17 protein-coding genes are annotated in these 14,924 nt (G+C 65.7%); 8 read left to right on the top strand and 9 right to left on the bottom strand.

All coding sequences use genetic code 11. The features are described 5' to 3' along the window. Positions 1–10 precede the first annotated feature (10 nt). Positions 11–637, bottom strand: coding sequence for a TetR/AcrR family transcriptional regulator (locus tag NM2_RS20495; protein ID WP_067671076.1), 627 nt, complete (start codon positions 635–637; stop codon positions 11–13). A 61-nt stretch (positions 638–698) separates the two neighbouring features. Between NM2_RS20495 and NM2_RS20490 the strand changes: the two genes are divergently transcribed. After that, entirely contained in the window at positions 699–1,304 is a 606-nt protein-coding gene (locus tag NM2_RS20490) for an NADPH-dependent FMN reductase (RefSeq protein WP_067671219.1), read from the top strand. An 81-nt stretch (positions 1,305–1,385) separates the two neighbouring features. Here the strand turns inward: NM2_RS20490 and NM2_RS20485 are convergent, their stop codons facing one another. After that, complete coding sequence (locus NM2_RS20485; protein WP_067671216.1) at positions 1,386–1,880, bottom strand: MarR family winged helix-turn-helix transcriptional regulator; 495 nt, start codon at positions 1,878–1,880, stop codon at positions 1,386–1,388. Between the two features lie 259 nt (positions 1,881–2,139). Here NM2_RS20485 and NM2_RS20480 point away from each other — a divergent pair, with 259 nt between their 5' ends. Beyond that, positions 2,140–3,543, top strand: coding sequence for a chloride channel protein (locus tag NM2_RS20480; RefSeq protein ID WP_084531343.1), 1,404 nt, complete (start codon positions 2,140–2,142; stop codon positions 3,541–3,543). On the opposite strand, the gene NM2_RS20475 is transcribed toward NM2_RS20480, so the two are convergent. Further along, positions 3,544–4,539 (bottom strand): cytochrome c oxidase assembly protein, encoded by a 996-nt coding sequence (locus NM2_RS20475; protein WP_245718134.1) that lies wholly within the window; start codon positions 4,537–4,539, stop codon positions 3,544–3,546. 373 nt (positions 4,540–4,912) lie between these two features. Here NM2_RS20475 and NM2_RS20470 point away from each other — a divergent pair, with 373 nt between their 5' ends. Then, positions 4,913–5,116, top strand: a complete 204-nt coding sequence (locus NM2_RS20470) for a zinc transporter Slc39a7 (RefSeq protein ID WP_067671071.1) — start codon at positions 4,913–4,915, stop codon at positions 5,114–5,116. A gap of 52 nt (positions 5,117–5,168) precedes the next feature. Here the strand turns inward: NM2_RS20470 and NM2_RS20465 are convergent, their stop codons facing one another. Then, positions 5,169–6,107: a class I SAM-dependent methyltransferase gene (locus tag NM2_RS20465; protein WP_067671068.1), complete on the bottom strand. Its 939-nt coding sequence runs from the start codon at positions 6,105–6,107 to the stop codon at positions 5,169–5,171. A 290-nt stretch (positions 6,108–6,397) separates the two neighbouring features. Between NM2_RS20465 and NM2_RS20460 the strand changes: the two genes are divergently transcribed. Further along, positions 6,398–7,093: a cupin domain-containing protein gene (locus NM2_RS20460; protein ID WP_067671066.1), complete on the top strand. Its 696-nt coding sequence runs from the start codon at positions 6,398–6,400 to the stop codon at positions 7,091–7,093. 114 nt (positions 7,094–7,207) lie between these two features. Here the strand turns inward: NM2_RS20460 and NM2_RS20455 are convergent, their stop codons facing one another. From NM2_RS20455 to NM2_RS20440, 4 genes are all read right to left on the bottom strand, one after another. Then, positions 7,208–7,747, bottom strand: a complete 540-nt coding sequence (locus tag NM2_RS20455) for a cupin domain-containing protein (RefSeq protein WP_067671064.1) — start codon at positions 7,745–7,747, stop codon at positions 7,208–7,210. 14 nt (positions 7,748–7,761) lie between these two features. Continuing rightward, positions 7,762–9,372 (bottom strand): benzoylformate decarboxylase, encoded by a 1,611-nt coding sequence (mdlC, locus tag NM2_RS20450; RefSeq protein ID WP_067671210.1) that lies wholly within the window; start codon positions 9,370–9,372, stop codon positions 7,762–7,764. Between the two features lie 35 nt (positions 9,373–9,407). Further along, positions 9,408–10,151, bottom strand: a complete 744-nt coding sequence (locus NM2_RS20445) for a DUF899 family protein (RefSeq protein WP_067671061.1) — start codon at positions 10,149–10,151, stop codon at positions 9,408–9,410. Between the two features lie 67 nt (positions 10,152–10,218). Then, complete coding sequence (locus NM2_RS20440; protein ID WP_157121200.1) at positions 10,219–10,443, bottom strand: hypothetical protein; 225 nt, start codon at positions 10,441–10,443, stop codon at positions 10,219–10,221. Between the two features lie 448 nt (positions 10,444–10,891). On the opposite strand from NM2_RS20440, the gene NM2_RS20435 reads away from it, so the two are divergent. Beyond that, positions 10,892–11,356, top strand: coding sequence for a hypothetical protein (locus NM2_RS20435; protein ID WP_067671053.1), 465 nt, complete (start codon positions 10,892–10,894; stop codon positions 11,354–11,356). Between the two features lie 48 nt (positions 11,357–11,404). On the opposite strand, the gene NM2_RS20430 is transcribed toward NM2_RS20435, so the two are convergent. Then, positions 11,405–12,982: an MFS transporter gene (locus NM2_RS20430; RefSeq protein ID WP_218025954.1), complete on the bottom strand. Its 1,578-nt coding sequence runs from the start codon at positions 12,980–12,982 to the stop codon at positions 11,405–11,407. A 408-nt stretch (positions 12,983–13,390) separates the two neighbouring features. On the opposite strand from NM2_RS20430, the gene NM2_RS20425 reads away from it, so the two are divergent. From NM2_RS20425 to NM2_RS20415, 3 genes are all read left to right on the top strand, one after another. Then, the gene (locus NM2_RS20425; protein WP_067671050.1) at positions 13,391–13,717 is read left to right on the top strand and encodes a plasmid stabilization protein; all 327 of its coding nucleotides are present in this window, start codon (positions 13,391–13,393) and stop codon (positions 13,715–13,717) included. A gap of 123 nt (positions 13,718–13,840) precedes the next feature. Further along, a complete protein-coding gene (locus NM2_RS20420; RefSeq protein ID WP_067671047.1) occupies positions 13,841–14,407 on the top strand; it encodes a hemerythrin domain-containing protein in 567 nt (188 codons plus the stop codon). A 16-nt stretch (positions 14,408–14,423) separates the two neighbouring features. Further along, positions 14,424–14,885 (top strand): SRPBCC family protein, encoded by a 462-nt coding sequence (locus NM2_RS20415; RefSeq protein ID WP_067671041.1) that lies wholly within the window; start codon positions 14,424–14,426, stop codon positions 14,883–14,885. Positions 14,886–14,924: the final 39 nt, after the last annotated feature.

Raw genomic sequence — 14,924 nt, 5'->3', positions numbered from 1 at the left:
TGATTATTGTTTATTTCGCCGACGCGAAGGCATCCGCGAGCAGAGCGAATGCGGACCGGGTGTACGACGCGGCCGGCCGACGCCGTTCGTCGTCGTTCCAGTGATCGAAAGCGATCCGTGTGGCGATCAATGCGGCGCCTGCGATCAACTCGGCCTGCATACGTGCCGTCGGATCGCCGCCGAGGCGAACCATGACGACCTCGACGAGCCGGCTCTCGAACCGCCGCAACTGACCGCCCTGCCGGGCCGCCAGTGTGGGGGTCTGCGCATGCAACAGCAGCAGCCGCGGCAGGTCAGGGGACTCGTGCTCGACGCGGTCGGCGTCCGCCGCGAACATCTCGGCGAGCTCGGTCCACAGTCCCGCCGCGCCGCGGCCACCCGCCATGCGGGCCAGCTCCTCGTCGCCGACCCTCGGCAGATCGAGGAGTGCGGCATCTTCCTTCGTCTCGAAGTAGTTGAAGAATGTGCGAGTGGAAACCCCTGCGCGCGTTGCGATCTCCTCGACGGGCACGGCGTCGAGTCCACGTTCCAGAGCGAGCTCCAGGGTGGCGGATCGCAGCGCCTCCCGAGTGGCGAGCTTTCGACGCGCGCGCCCGTCCATCGGCTTCGCCGTCGTCTCCGTACCCACCGTTGCCATGCGGACCATTGTTACACTGACCGCAAGTTGCATCAAGTGCAAACACAAGGAGGAATCGGCCGTGCCGAAACTACACGTCATCATCGGGAGCACACGTCCAGGTCGACTGGGCCTGCCCATCGGGAGCTGGGCCGCCGAGGCGGCCGAGCGACACGGCGGATTCGAGGTCGAGCTGGTCGACCTCGCCGACTTCGAATTGCCGGTCTTCGACGAGCCGACGCACCCGCGCATGGGCAAGTACACCCATGACCACACCATCCGGTGGAGCGAAAAGATCAAGGAGGCCGACGCGTTCGTCTTCGTGACCCCGGAGTACAACTATGCTCCGCCACCCAGCCTGATCAACGCCATCGACTACCTGCACAACGAGTGGCTCTACACGCCGGTCGCATTCGTCAGCTACGGCGGCGTGGCCGCCGGCACCCGAGCGGTGCAGGTCCTCAAGCAACTGGTGACCACGCTCAAGATGGTGCCGATTCCGGAGGCGGTGTCGATCCCGTTCGTCTTCCAGGCGATGCGCGACGGCCAGTACCATCCCGCCCCTGAATCGGACCAGGCGGCATCGGCGATGTTCGACGAATTGCTGCGCTGGGCAACAGCATTGGCCGATCTGCGCGCGAACCCACCCGCACCGGTCATGCCGCCCGCACCGGCAGCGGCGAAGTAGCCCGCAGCACGAACGAACCCAGTCCCCGGCCGGTGAAATCCGCCCGGGGCTGTCTCGTCCCCGGCCTGCCGCGCACGACGATCAGAGCTGATAGTCGTCGAAATCGGCGGTCGCGGGCGGTTCGCCGCCGGCGGCGCTGAACGCGGTCAGGGCTCGGATCATGCCGTCGCGATCGGCGGCGGGCATGCGCTGGACCACCGCCGCGATCTCCTCGCGACGACGGTCGGTCACCGCGGCGACCACCTCGCGCCCGCGCGGGGTCAGTTCGATGATCAGCTCGCGGCGCGATTCCGGGTTCTGCTTGCGATCGATCAGGCCCGCGAGCACCAACCGGTCGACCATGCGGGTCGCGGTCGAAGGCTGCACCTTCAGCTCGGCGGCCAACGTCGCGATCTTCGACGGGCCGCGGCTGGACAGGATCACCAGAGTACGGAACTGCGGAATGGTGATCGTCTCGTCGACGTGGGCGATCGACCGAGCCGACAGGGCGACCAGAAGTCGCGACGCGGTCAGCAGCGCGTCGGTGAGTTCGTCCACCGACGCCTCTGCCAGCTGGTGGCGAACCCTTCCCGCCATGTCGACCTCCGTTGCCGCATTCCGTTCCCCTGCCATCCTGCCGTCTCGGCCCGGCCGGACGAAACCGCACCTGCGGCCGACCGGACTCCGCTGGTGTGTTCCCCCGGCGATATCGCGCCACACCTGCCCGGCGACCACGTGCGCCAATGGCCGGTGTGCGGCAAGTCCCCCGGTTCGCGAGATAATTCGAGCCTTATGCAATAGTTGCACTGTGCATGTGTCCATGCGTGTCGGAGGCAAGAGTGATGAGGGATCGACGATGACCGCCATGCGAATTCGGGCCGAGAGGCCCACACGACAATGGTCGCTCCCCGTGGACCGGCTGCGTGACAGCAGCGGCGGACTGGTCGTGCTGGCCGTGGTCATCGGCGCGGGATCCGGCCTCGGAGCGATCGTGTTCCGTTGGCTGATAACGACTTTCACCCAGATCCTGTCCGGCCACGCGGACTACTCCGCGGCGGGCCGAGTCGCCAATCCGCACATCCCGGCGCTGGGCATCTGGTTCGTGGTGCTGGCACCGGTGGCGGCCGGGGCGATCTACGGTCCGCTGGTCACCAAGTTCGCACCCGAGGCACGCGGACACGGCGTACCGGAGGTGATGTACGCGGTCGCCGCGCGAGGCGGTCGCATTCCGCCGCAGGTGACGGTGATCAAGGCACTGGCCTCGGCGCTGTGCATCGGCGGAGGCGGATCCGTCGGCCGGGAGGGGCCGATCGTGCAGATCGGCTCGGCCTGGGGTTCGAGCGTGGGCCGGCTCACCCGGGTGCCGGAGCACCGGCTGCGGATTCTGGTCGCCTGCGGTGCGGCAGGAGGCATCGCCGCGACGTTCAACGCCCCGATCGCGGGACCGTTCTTCGCGATGGAGCTGATCCTGCGGGACTTCTCCGCCGAATCGTTCGGCGCGGTGGTCCTGTCCTCGGTGACCGCCAGCGTGATCGGCCGAACCGCCTTCGGGGACAACCCTTTTCTGGATCTACCCGCCTTCCGCCTCGGATCGGGACGGGAGTACCTGATCTTCGCCCTGCTGGGCATCGTCATCGGCGCGGTCGGCGTCGCGTTCACCCACATCCTGTACCGAATCGAGGACGCCTGCGACTGGGCGTGGCGCGGACCGGAATGGCTGCGGCCCGCCGTCGGCGGAGTGCTACTGGGCGGGCTGCTGCTGGCGCTGCCGCAGATGTACGGGGTCGGATATCCGGTGCTGGCGCACGCGATCGACGGCAGGTACGTCGTGTGGATGCTGCTGGCGCTGATGGCCGGGAAGATCGTCGCCACCAGTCTCACCATCGGAATCGGCGGGTCCGGCGGCGTGTTCGCACCCTCGCTGTTCATCGGCGCGATGGGCGGTACCGCGTTCGGAATCATTGTGCACCAACTATTTCCGTCCGCTACCGCAGCACCCGGTCTCTACGGGCTGATCGGCATGGGCGCGGCATTCGCCGGGGCCACCCGAGCGGCGATCACCGCCGTGGTCATCATCTTCGAACTCACCGGCGAGTACGGCGTCATCCTGCCGCTGATGCTCGCCGTCGTCGCGGCCACCCTGACCTCACGACAACTGTCCCGAGAGACGATCTACACCCTCAAGCTGACCCGACGGGGAGTGAATCTTGATGCGGCACAACATAGTTCGACAGTTCGAACACAGCTGCTCGACGAATGATCATGCCCGATAGCTGTTCTCGTTCTCGTCGCGGGCTCGTACCGATCGTCCGTGCAGGGCCGCGAGACGTGCGTTGTACGCGTCCAACGCCGCCTGCTCGTCATCGATATCGCCACCACCGGAAGCGAATTCCCCCAGAGTGGCGCGCCGCCGCACGCCGTCGAGCCATGGGCCGAAGCTGCGAGCGCTGTCACCCGAACGCACCCAGAGTCCCGCGACCACGACCATCAGCAGCATCATCAGCCCGTCGCCGCCCAGCCACATGATCACCCCGGCGGTGTTCTGATCGGTCAGCGCATCGGGGCCCCAGGTGCGCGAGGCCGCGTAGGCGGGGGCGAGCACCGTCGAGGACATCATCAGCGTCACCCCGACCAGCGTGTCCGGACCCACACAGACCGCCAGGACCAGCAACCGCAATCCGTACGGCCACGGCGGCTCCACCGTCAGCTCATCCCCCACCAGGGGCAGCAACAGCAGATATCCGCTCACGAGATACAGCAGCAACTCCGCGTCGTGAATCCACATGTTGGTGGCCATCGCCTGCTGGAACCCGGTCAGATGGGTCAGCACCAACACCGCGGCGTACAGCGGGACGGTGAACCGCGCCGACATCAGCGCCCGCCACGGCCACCGCAACCGCGCCCGGTCGATCACCGTCCGGGTACGTCGTCCACTCCCCCTGTACAGCAATCGAATCGGCTGCGCCCACACCAGCAATGCCGGAACCACCGTGATCATCATCAAATGAACCACCATGTGCACGGTGAACAACTGACGCGCGTAGATCGCCAACGCACTGTTCGCAACCAGCACCAGGCACGCCAGCCCCGCGTGCCAGCTCACCATCCGGACCACCGGCCACCGCTCACCCCGCCGCCGCAGGCGCATCACCACAGCGGCGTACCCGATCGCGGCCAGCACGATCACCGCATCCACGACCGGCGAGAACGTCCACGTGGTCAGCACGCCGGCGAGCATCGACGGCTCTGCGCTCATCGGCATACCCACAAGAGCATTATGCAATAGTTGCTCACTGCACTTATCAGGCGCGTCCACACCACCGTCCGGCCGCACGCCATGAACCGCGGGCACCACGGCGTTCTCGTTGTCCCGCAACAGCAATCGTCGCTCGCCCGGAGGATGCGTCACCCCGACGGCAGCATGCCTCGAGGTTGCTCGCGCGGAAGGCGCGACGCTGGGCGACGAGGTGCCGCAACGGGGTCGTGCTGCGATGCGGCCGAGCTCGTGGTTTCCCCGGCGCGATTCGTGCGCACCCACCGATGGCCCGGACGTCCCGGATATCACCGCGACGTACTGGTATGCATTGCATTGCCGTAGAACCCACTCGACACAGCAAAGGAGCCGGGATATGACCGACGAACACTCCCACGTCGAGCCCCATACCCACCCGCACAGTCACGGCGCCCTGACCCACACCCACGCTCACGACACGCACGAGCACGACCACATCGAACACGAACACACCCACACACATGAGGACGGGACCGAACACTCACATCCCCATGTGCATCAAAGCGATCTCCCCGGCGATCACTCACACACCCACGAGTGAGCCGAACTCATGACGCGCCGGTCGCGATACCGGCGCCGGCGATTCGGGACGGTCACGCCGGTCCGGCGACCGCCCGAGCCGGAATATCTCGAAACGTGCCCGAGCGCGGCACGGGCCGGTGCGGTCCGGCGAGCTTCGTGCAGGTGAACTGAACGACGTCGAGCCGGCCGCCGCGGAACTGATCGGCACACCCGGTCATCTGGCTGATGTAGGCGTTGTAGGTGTCGCGCCCGGCGAGGTCGATCGCGCGGTCGCGGTGCTCGTGCAGAGCGGAGGCCCAGCACTGCAATGTGGTGGTGTAGTGCTGGCCCAGTCGCTCGAGTCTGGTGATAGTGAATCCGGCATCTTCCGCGTACTCGGTGACCCCCTTGGGATTGTGGCCGGTCGGCGGCAGGAGCCGGTCGACCGGGAACATGGTCTCGGGCGCGGACCAATCGCCGGCCCCGAAACGGTTCCGGTCGGAACGATCCGTCGCGACGACGGTCTGGATCAACAGCACGCCGTCCTCGGGCAGGGTCTGGTAGGCGAAATCGAAGAAATCGGGGTAGCGCTGCGGGTGGAGGTGTTCCAGCCTGCCGATACACACGATGCGATCCGGGTGACGGTCGAATTCCTCCCAGCCTTGCCGACGTACCCCGCCGTAGGGGTGGCCGCGGATCAGCCGGTCCACGAGCCGGTCACGGACATACCGGTACTGGTGGCGGTTGCCGGTCAACCCGATCGCGTTCACCCCGTAGGTGTCCATGGCGCGCAGCATGGTCGACCCCCAGCCGCAGCCGACATCCAGCAAGGTCATCCCCGGCCGCAGATCGCACTTGTCCAAGGCGAGGTCGATCTTCGCGAACTGGGCTTGTTCCAGGGTGTCGTCCGGATGAGTCCACAGCGCGCAGCTGTAGGTGCGGGTCCTGTCCAGGAACAGGTCGAAGAATTGATCCGGAAGCTCGGCGCGAGATCGGACCGCACTATGAAAGGTTGTGGCAGCAACAGTCATGATGGCGAATCTTTCTTACACTCGAGCACTAGCGGGTGCAGGCGTTGATAGAGCCTCGATAGCGGCCGATATCCCGTCGGCGGGGTATCGCGTTACGTCGATAGTGCCTGGCCGGACGTGTCGCGATAAGGGGCAGAAGACCCCAATCACCGCGACCCGGTGCTTCTGCACGCGCACCCGTCGCGGCACGTGCGCGTCGCTCGATCCGAACCCGTATTACCGACGATAAGCTGTGCCGGGCGAATACCCGCTCGGGATGCGTTGAATCTTCCGCGGCAGAACGGAGCGACATGTCCGATGACAATCCTCACGAACCCGCGACGGTGAATCGGCGGACCGCGCTCGGAACCGGCGCGGCCGCGCTGGGTGGCGCGGCGCTCGGGGCAGGTCTGACCACGGCCGCGGCCTGTGCCGGCACAACACATACCGGGCTGCCGAGCGCGAGCGACGTCGACGCCAACCTCAACACCTCACCCCATCTGTTCCACCTCACCGCCGCCGACCCGGACCACTACCACGGCGGCACGCTACAAGGCGCACACGAACAGAACTTCCCCGTCCTGGCCGGACAGAACGGCGCGGCCTACTTCGTCCGGCTCGAACCCGGCGGCATCCGCGAACCCCACTGGCACCCCACCGCCTGGGAACTCAACTACCACATCTCCGGCACCGCGAAATGGACCCTGCTCGGCACCCACCCCGACGGCAGCTACCACACCGACGTATTCGAAGCACACGCCGGAGATCTGGTCTTCGCCCCACAAGGGTTCTTCCACTACTTCCAGAACGCCCGCACCGACGCACCACTGGAATTGCTCATCGTCTTCAACACCAGCGCCCCCGAGACCAGCGACGACATCGGCCTGCTCGCCGCCCTGAACTCCATCCCACGCGAAGTCACCGCCACCGTGCTCGGCGTCCCCGCCTCGGCACTGGCGGCAATTCCCACCGAGGTCAAACCCATCGTCATCACCAAACACAGCTAGCGATCACGGACCCGTCAGATCGAGCGTCTACGACGACCGGAGTCGATGACCGGGATGCGTCCGGTATCGGTAATCGCCGCGCGGTAACGGCGAAGGATCTCGACACCAGCCGCGCTATTCCGTTCCCGTGTAATGGCGGGTGATGACGACCGGTTTGATCTCGTCGGGGATCTGGTCGAATGCCGATACGGGGACGCCGAACGAGGCGGCGAGTACCGACCGGGGCAGGCTGTTGAGTGTGCCGACGATACCGATATCGTCGTTGGGTTCGCGAGTGCTGGTGTTGAATACTACGAGAACATCCAAACCCTCTGTCTCGCTGATATTTTCGAAGTAGTGGAAGAATCCCTGGGGCGCGAATACCAGGTCGCTCGGGCCGACCTCGAACAGGTCGTTGTGGTAGGCGCCGTCGGGGTGGGTTCCGAGCACGGTCCATCGGGCGTGTCCGGAGACGACGAAGTTGAACTCCCATGCCGAGGGGTGCCAGTGGGGTTCGCGGATTCCACCGGGATCGAGATGGATCAGGTACACCGATCCGCGCTGATTCTCCAGAATGGGAAAGTTCTGCTCGTGCGCGCCTCGGATGTGGCCGCCGTCCAATCTGTTCGGCTCGGCCTCCGAGAAATGGAAGACATAGGGGTGATCGGTTGTCATGCCGGGCTCCTCGCTCAGAGTGCGGCCTTCTCCGGTTGGGTGGTCACCACGATGACCGTGGTCAGTCTGGACTCCAGCGCGAGCCGGAATTCCTTCTCGAGATCTCCGGTGGCGGTGACATCCACGGCGTGGCAGCCCAATCCTCTTGCCACAGAGGCGATATCGAGGCCAGGGAGGTCGAGGCCGGGCACGCCCGGCGTGTGTTCCAGATCGGCGAAGGATTTGAGGATGGAGTACTCGTGATTGCGCATCACGACGTACACGATGGGCACCTCGTGCTGCACCGCGGTCCACAGCGACTGCACCGAGTACTGGAAGGACCCGTCCCCGATCAGAGCGATCACCGGACGCGTGACACCCTGGTCGCGGTCGCCCAGCGCGACGCCGACCGCGGCCGGTGCGGCCCAGCCGATACCGCCGCTCGCGGTCGCGAACATCGAATCCGGCTCGAGTGCGGGCAGCCATTCGGAGTGCTGGGACATGGTCGAGGTCGACTCGTTGACGAAGACCGCGTGCTCCGGCCGGACTTCGCTCAGCGCCGCGTAGACCTCCGCGGGCGTCGGCGGGCTGTTCGGAGTTCGCGGCAGCGTCCGGGGACGCCGCAGGGGCTGGGGCGACTCACGTCCTGCCCCGTCGCCGACCAGCCCGGTGAGCAGCTCGATCGACAATCGCGCATCACCGAGGAGGCTGTCACCGACACGGGCGGCCGCGGCAACCGCGGGGTCGTCGGTGATCTGCAGCAACTCGGTTCCGGCGGAAAGGATTTCGCCGGGCACGTAGGGGTAGTAGCGGAAGACCTCGGCCCCGATCACCACGACCAGATCGTGCCCGGCGAGCCGCTCGCCGATGGCCTTGACCGACATGCCGACCGACCCCTGGAAGAACGGGTGTTCCTCGGGGAAGGAGGCGCGATCCGGAAGCGGCGGGCAGTACACCGCGGCCCGCAATTTCTCCGCCAACGCGATGCCCGCGTCCCATCCGCGGGCGCGGTCCACGTCCGGTCCCAGGATCAGCGCCGGTCGCCGACTCATCGTGATGCGCTCGGCGAAGTGCCGCAGACGCTCCGGGTCGGGCGCAACAGTCGTGCTGACATCGCGCAGCACGGCGGGTCCCGCCAGCGGCTGATCCCAGTCGTCGAGCGGGACGGACAAGAACACCGGTCCGGCGGGAGGCTGCACCGCCATCGCGTAGGCGCGCATGAACGCTTCGGGAACCGCCTCGGCGCGTGCGGGCTCGTAGGACCACTTCACCCACGGCCTCGGCATCTGCACCGCGTCGCGGTTACTCAAGTATGGGTCGCCGATCAACAATTCGCGGTGCTGTTGTCCGGCCAGGACGATCAACGGGGTATGCCCGTGATAGGCCGCGACCAGGTTACCGATGCTGTTGCCCAGCCCCGCCGACGAATGCAGATTCACCAGTGCGGGCCGCCGGGTGGTCTGGGCGAAGGCATCGGCCATCGCGATGACCGATGCTTCCTGCAACCCCAATATGTAGGTGAAATCATCCGGGAAGTTCTTGAGGAATGTCTCCTCGGTCGAACCCGGATTACCGAAAACCGTTGTCAGGCGCAGCGATCTCAGCAAATCGTATGTGACGGTCTGTACGGACGATTTCTCGGTCATGATGAATCGGTCAGCTCCTTCGTCGGTCGGCATCCTCACCAGTTCGCGGGCAGGCGTCGAGCCCGCCATCGCCGGAACCGGGGCATCGTGGCCAGATCGAACAACGTCCACAGCGGCTCCACCGTGTCCGGGTGCGCCGAGTCCTGGCCCGGATCATCGGTTGGAACCAAGATGAGTTCGCTGGCCCAGTGCAGTCGTATCCTGCCGTCGGGCCAGAGCTTGAAAACGGTCAGCATCGGTGCGGGCGAGCCGTCCGCACCGTCGCCGCCGTAGTCACGACGGAAATTGCTGTTCGCCGCCGACAGCACCGGGGTGTTTCGCCACCCCCGCGCCTGCGCGAACGCCGCGACCCGCTCGATCGGAGCCTTCGCCACGATCGCCAAATTGCTGTCCGAACCGTCGAAATGGGGTCTCGTGGCGTCCCACATATCGATCAGCGCGGTGCACGACGGACACGGTCCTTCGCCGGTGGGCAATTCCGAGAAGATTCCCTTCGTCGGCCTCGGCCGATGATCCTCCGGGTGACGCGGAAACATGTAGTGATAAAGCATCAGCGTGTCGCTGTCGCCGAACAGCTCGGACATCCGCACCGTCGTGACGGCGCCGTCGTCACCGATTCGGTCGAACACGTAATCTTCCGGCACCTCGCTGCCGGGTGGTAACGATCTGCGTTGCGCCGCAACGGCTTCCATCCGCCGCCGGAGGTCGACCTCCTGTCGAAGCAGCACGTCGCGCGCTTCGCGATACTCCTGCGACTCACTCGGAAAAGTTATCGGCATACGGGCCTCCTCGACCGAACATGGGGTGACCCGCGGACACACTGATCCGCGGGTCACCAGAAGTCGGCTACTGGCGCTGCAGCCTCTCCTTGTTCGAATCCCGGTCCTTCATGTCGGACCGTGGCTGCTTCCCCTCACGCTTCATCCCGCCGACCAGCTCGTCCATATCCCGCCGCTGGTCGTCGATCATGCGATCTGAATCGCGCTCGATACGCTGGCCCTGGCTTTTCGCGCCTTTTTTGGCCTTTCCGGCCATCTGGCCGGATTTCCTGCTCCGATTGCGATCAGACATCTAAACCTCCACATCGGTAGGTCTCGTCCGAACTGCGATATCGGACGCGGAATGCGCTGCGTCCGCCGAATCCTCGAGCGCTGCCGAACGATCTCAGCCTCTCGGCGAGAACTGTCGACAACCACGTACTCGCCGGCAACTGTCAGGACAACAATCGCGGCTCTTTCATCCTGACGATGATCACTCACTGATGTCAACGCATTGGGCCAACTGGAAAGATTCAAACCTTGTCCACAGCACAGCAACTCGTCACTGCTCAGCCACGCCCACGGCCGCGACATGCCCTGAATCGAAGCATCGGCGTCCTTGCGTCAGCGGGTGCCGAAGCTCATGCTTTTCGAATAGGAACACCACGCACGCGCTGATACCCGAGGAGGGCCGCGTTCGGATAGCTCCCACCTGCCCGTCACCCCCTCGGGGAGTTACCGTCCAAGGCAAAGGAGCAACGATGTCCACCATCCACTTCAAGGAGACCACGACCTCGACACCGGAGCAGTTCGTGGCGGCGCTGACCGATTTCGGGCCGGGCCGCTCGGAATTATTCGGCAACAGCGCCGACAACTACCTCGAGGTGCATGACCGCGGCGAGCGAGATGCCGACGTCACGGAGGGCTCACGCGGCATCTGGGAACGCCTGCACTACGACTGGTCGAACCCCAACCGCGTCGTCATGACGACCACCGATTCGAACATATGGGGCGGCCACTCGGGTCACACCTACACCTTCACACGCCGAACCGACGGGAAGACCGACGTGGATGTCGTCGTGGTGCGCGAGGGCAAGAACCTCAAGGGACGCGTCCTCGGCGTCGTGGTCGGGACCGTCGGTAAGCGCGTCCTGAAACAAGCCCTCGACAAAACCGTGAAAGCTATCGAAACCCGCGACAGCGGCGGGGGAACCACACAACGCTGATGAGGGGATCAGCCTATCCCGCTCTCCCGCAACGCAAATCCGGGTAACTCAGTCCTGCCCGCCCGCCACGCCGATGTCGTCGGTGCGGATGAGCACGGCGGCCAGGACCGCGCCGATGAACGCGACGACCGCGGCGATGAGCAGCAGGAGGTCCAGTCCGGAGACATAGGACTCGAGCCCCGCGGCGACGAGTTTCGGCCGAACTGCCGGGGGCGCCTGACCGGAGGCCTCGCGGACGCGGCCGGATGCGATCGCCTTGGTGAGTCCCTGCATCGCACCCGGCGGCAACCGCGTTCCGACCACGTCGTCCAACCGTCCCCGCACGTGAGCCTGCAGGATCGCGCCGTAGGCCGCGATACCGGCGGCGATACCGACCTGCCGGAACGTGTTGTTGACGCCGGAAGCCATCCCGGATCGAGCGGGTTCCACCACGCCGACCGCGAGCGAGGCCAGCGGCGGATTGACCGCGCCCGCCCCGAGACCGGCGACGATGAGCCCGGCGAGCAGTGCGGTCCAACCGGATCCGACGTGCACCAGCCGCATCAGCAACAGGCCGATTCCCGCGACCGCCAACGCCGTCGAGATCAGCCAGCGGTAGGGAATCCGTCCGGCCAGTTTGCCCGCGGCCGGTGCGATCAGCAGCGTCGAGACGCTCAGCGCGATCATCCGCAGACCGGCTCCCAGCGCGCTGTATCCCAGCACATTCTGCAGATAGAACGTCAGGTACAGCAGCATCGCGAACAACGACGCCGAGACAGTGAATGCCGCCACCTGCGCGCCGGTGAACGAGGGCCGGGTGAACAGCGACAGGTCGAGCATCGGGTACGCCATCCGCAGTTCGATCACCACGAACGCGACAGCGAGGATCAGCGCACCCACGAGCACGGCGACGATCGACCCGCTCCCCCAGCCCCAATCGGTGCCGCGAATCAGCGCGAAGACCAGAAGGCCCAGTGCCGCACTGAAAGTCAGCACGCCGGGGATGTCTATCCGGTGGGCCTGCGGATCGGCCGACTCGCCGACCTTCCACCACGTGATGACGGCCGCCAGTACGCCGATCGGCACGTTGATGAAGAAGATCCAACGCCACGAGAGCCCCGTCACCAGCACGCCGCTCACCACCGGGCCGACCGCGACCGCGGCCCCGGCGGTAGCTCCCCACACGCCGAACGCGGTCCCCCTGGCCTTACCGCGATAGGTAGCCCCGAGGATCGCCAGCGAGGTCGCGAACATGACCGAGCCGCCCACCCCCTGTACGAGCCGAGAGACGTTGAGAAACAACACATTCGGGGCGAGGCCGCAGGCCAGCGACGCCGCGGTGAACACGAGCAGGCCCGCCATGAACACCTTGCGTCGTCCGATCCGATCGCCCAGCGTGCCGAAGGTCAGCAGCAGCGTCGCCACACCCAGCGTGTAGGCATCGATCACCCACTGCAGGGCATCGAAATCCGCACCGAGATCCGACTGAATGGCGGGCATCGCGACATTGACGACGGTGACGTCGATGAGAAGCATGCCGATGCCCGCGCAGATCGCCGCCAGCGGCCACCACGATGGGCTTTCCGCGGACCGCGGCGCGGGACTCTCGATCTGCCCGCTCGTGTCTCCTCGTCGCTGTTGTGTCACCTCACCATTCCTTTCGCGTTCTCGGTCGGCCGGCAGCGCGCCGACGCTCGTAGCGCCGGTCAGCGGTCGTCCGGGCTATCGCGCCATACCGTCTCGTGTTCGCCCGCCCGGCGCGTACCCGGGCGTTCCCACTTCAATCGACGCCGTCCGCCGCCGAATCACCCGTGCGGCGGCAGTGCGGCAGTCGACGACAAACGACGTGTCCCGGAATCGTCAGCCGGTGGAGGCGACCTATCCGGAGTCGGTCGACGCGCTCGGCGCACAAGAACCGTCCCGTTTCGTTACGTCGACGCACCATGCCCGGTAATTCGCCCCCGCCGGGATGTGTCGATCGACGGTGAGCGGGTATCGCGGCCCTAGTTCCGGGCAGGCCCGAACCACGGGCCCCGCTATGTGAGGAGGTACGTCATGCCCCAGGCGTGGACCGACAAACAGGAACGCGAATACCAGCACATCCTCGAATCGGAGAAATCCCGAGGAACCAGCACCCGACGCGCGAAAGAGATCGCCGCACGCACAGTGAACAAGAACCGCGCCCAATCCGGACAAACACGCACCGCCAGCCGCACCACGGTCAAGGACATCTCACCGCAGCGGCGCGGCGGGCAGCGATCCCACTCCGGAGCACAGGGACCCACCTACGACCAGCTGTACAACGAAGCGCGCCAACGCAAGATCGAAGGCCGCTCGAAGATGAACAAGTCCCAACTCGCCCACGCCCTGGGCCGGGACTGACCAGGAGCCCTGACCGCGGTCAGGTCCCCCAATTCCGTTGTCGCCGTGCCCGATTCAGCTTCGACACCGGGCACGGTGAGCCGTTGTGCAAGGACTCAGCCGCTGAGACGAGAAAGGAATCAAATGGGAAACGACACCGACGCGACAGTCATCGATCTCCTTCTGGAACAACATGCTCAGATCGAGCAGCTGCTCCACCGCGTCTCCTCGATCCAGAGCACCGCCAAGCGGGAACCGTTCGAAGACCTGGTCCGGTTACTGGCCGTACACGAGAGCGCCGAAGAGGAGATCCTGCACCCCTTCGCACGTCAGTCCGGCATCGATCAGGGCATCGTCGACAACCGCCTGGCCGAGGAGAACCAGGCCAAGCACGTCCTGTCGGACCTGTACGAACTGGGCGTGGAGAACGTCGAATTCGACACCAAATTCCAAGAATTCGCCCACAACGTCATCGAGCACGCACGCAACGAGGAGAAAGAGGAATTCAATCACCTCGCCGAACACTGCGACCGCACCGAACTCACCCGCCTGGCCACGCTCGTGCGCGCCGCGGAGGCCATAGCACCCACCCGCCCGCACCCCAGCAGCGGAGAAAGCGCAGCCGCCAACCTGCTGGCCGGCCCGCCCCTGGCGATCTTCGACCGGGTGCGCGACATGGTCCGCGACTGGAACCGCAAAGCCGGCAACTGAAATATAGGAGAAACTCATGACCACGGTCACCGAATCGGTCGACGTCCATGTTCCTGTGACGACCGCCTACAACCAGTGGACCCAGTTCGAATCGTTCCCCGAGTTCATGCAGGGCGTGAACCGGGTCGAGCAGCGCGACGACACCCACACCCACTGGACGATCGAGGTAGCCGGAGCGACACGGGAATTCGACGCCAGGATCACCGAACAGCACCCGGACGAACGCGTTTCGTGGACCACCGAAGCAGGCCCGCGGCACGCGGGAGTCATTACCTTCCACCGACTCGACGACACCACCACCCGGGTGACCGCGCAGATGGACATCGATCCCGAGGGTTTCCTGGAGAACGTCGCGGACAAGCTCGGCGTGCTGGACCGCCGGGTCAAGGGCGATCTGAATCGGTTCCGCGACTTCATCGAATCACGAGAAGGCGAAACCGGGGCCTGGCGCGGTGACATCGGCCGGCCACGCCCCTGAACACGAGCTCCGGACCACGCCATCACCCGAGAAAGGGAG

Origin of the sequence: Nocardia miyunensis NBRC 108239 (assembly GCF_001613065.1) — a bacterium.
Classification (GTDB): Bacteria; Actinomycetota; Actinomycetes; order Mycobacteriales; family Mycobacteriaceae; genus Nocardia; species Nocardia miyunensis.
This window is presented reverse-complemented; position numbering and strand designations above follow the sequence as displayed.

Excerpts from the sequence above, each read along its gene's own strand:
- mdlC (WP_067671210.1), bottom strand. The coding sequence starts at position 9,372 with ATGACCGAGAAATCGTCCGTACAGACCGTCACATACGATTTGCTGAGA.
- NM2_RS20420 (WP_067671047.1), top strand. The coding sequence starts at position 13,841 with ATGGGAAACGACACCGACGCGACAGTCATCGATCTCCTTCTGGAACAA.
- NM2_RS20415 (WP_067671041.1), top strand. The coding sequence starts at position 14,424 with ATGACCACGGTCACCGAATCGGTCGACGTCCATGTTCCTGTGACGACC.
- NM2_RS20495 (WP_067671076.1), bottom strand. The coding sequence starts at position 637 with ATGGCAACGGTGGGTACGGAGACGACGGCGAAGCCGATGGACGGGCGC.
- NM2_RS20460 (WP_067671066.1), top strand. The coding sequence starts at position 6,398 with ATGTCCGATGACAATCCTCACGAACCCGCGACGGTGAATCGGCGGACC.
- NM2_RS20470 (WP_067671071.1), top strand. The coding sequence starts at position 4,913 with ATGACCGACGAACACTCCCACGTCGAGCCCCATACCCACCCGCACAGT.
- NM2_RS20485 (WP_067671216.1), bottom strand. The coding sequence starts at position 1,880 with ATGGCGGGAAGGGTTCGCCACCAGCTGGCAGAGGCGTCGGTGGACGAA.
- NM2_RS20465 (WP_067671068.1), bottom strand. The coding sequence starts at position 6,107 with ATGACTGTTGCTGCCACAACCTTTCATAGTGCGGTCCGATCTCGCGCC.
- NM2_RS20445 (WP_067671061.1), bottom strand. The coding sequence starts at position 10,151 with ATGCCGATAACTTTTCCGAGTGAGTCGCAGGAGTATCGCGAAGCGCGC.
- NM2_RS20480 (WP_084531343.1), top strand. The coding sequence starts at position 2,140 with ATGACCGCCATGCGAATTCGGGCCGAGAGGCCCACACGACAATGGTCG.
- NM2_RS20440 (WP_157121200.1), bottom strand. The coding sequence starts at position 10,443 with ATGTCTGATCGCAATCGGAGCAGGAAATCCGGCCAGATGGCCGGAAAG.
- NM2_RS20435 (WP_067671053.1), top strand. The coding sequence starts at position 10,892 with ATGTCCACCATCCACTTCAAGGAGACCACGACCTCGACACCGGAGCAG.
- NM2_RS20455 (WP_067671064.1), bottom strand. The coding sequence starts at position 7,747 with ATGACAACCGATCACCCCTATGTCTTCCATTTCTCGGAGGCCGAGCCG.
- NM2_RS20475 (WP_245718134.1), bottom strand. The coding sequence starts at position 4,539 with ATGAGCGCAGAGCCGTCGATGCTCGCCGGCGTGCTGACCACGTGGACG.
- NM2_RS20425 (WP_067671050.1), top strand. The coding sequence starts at position 13,391 with ATGCCCCAGGCGTGGACCGACAAACAGGAACGCGAATACCAGCACATC.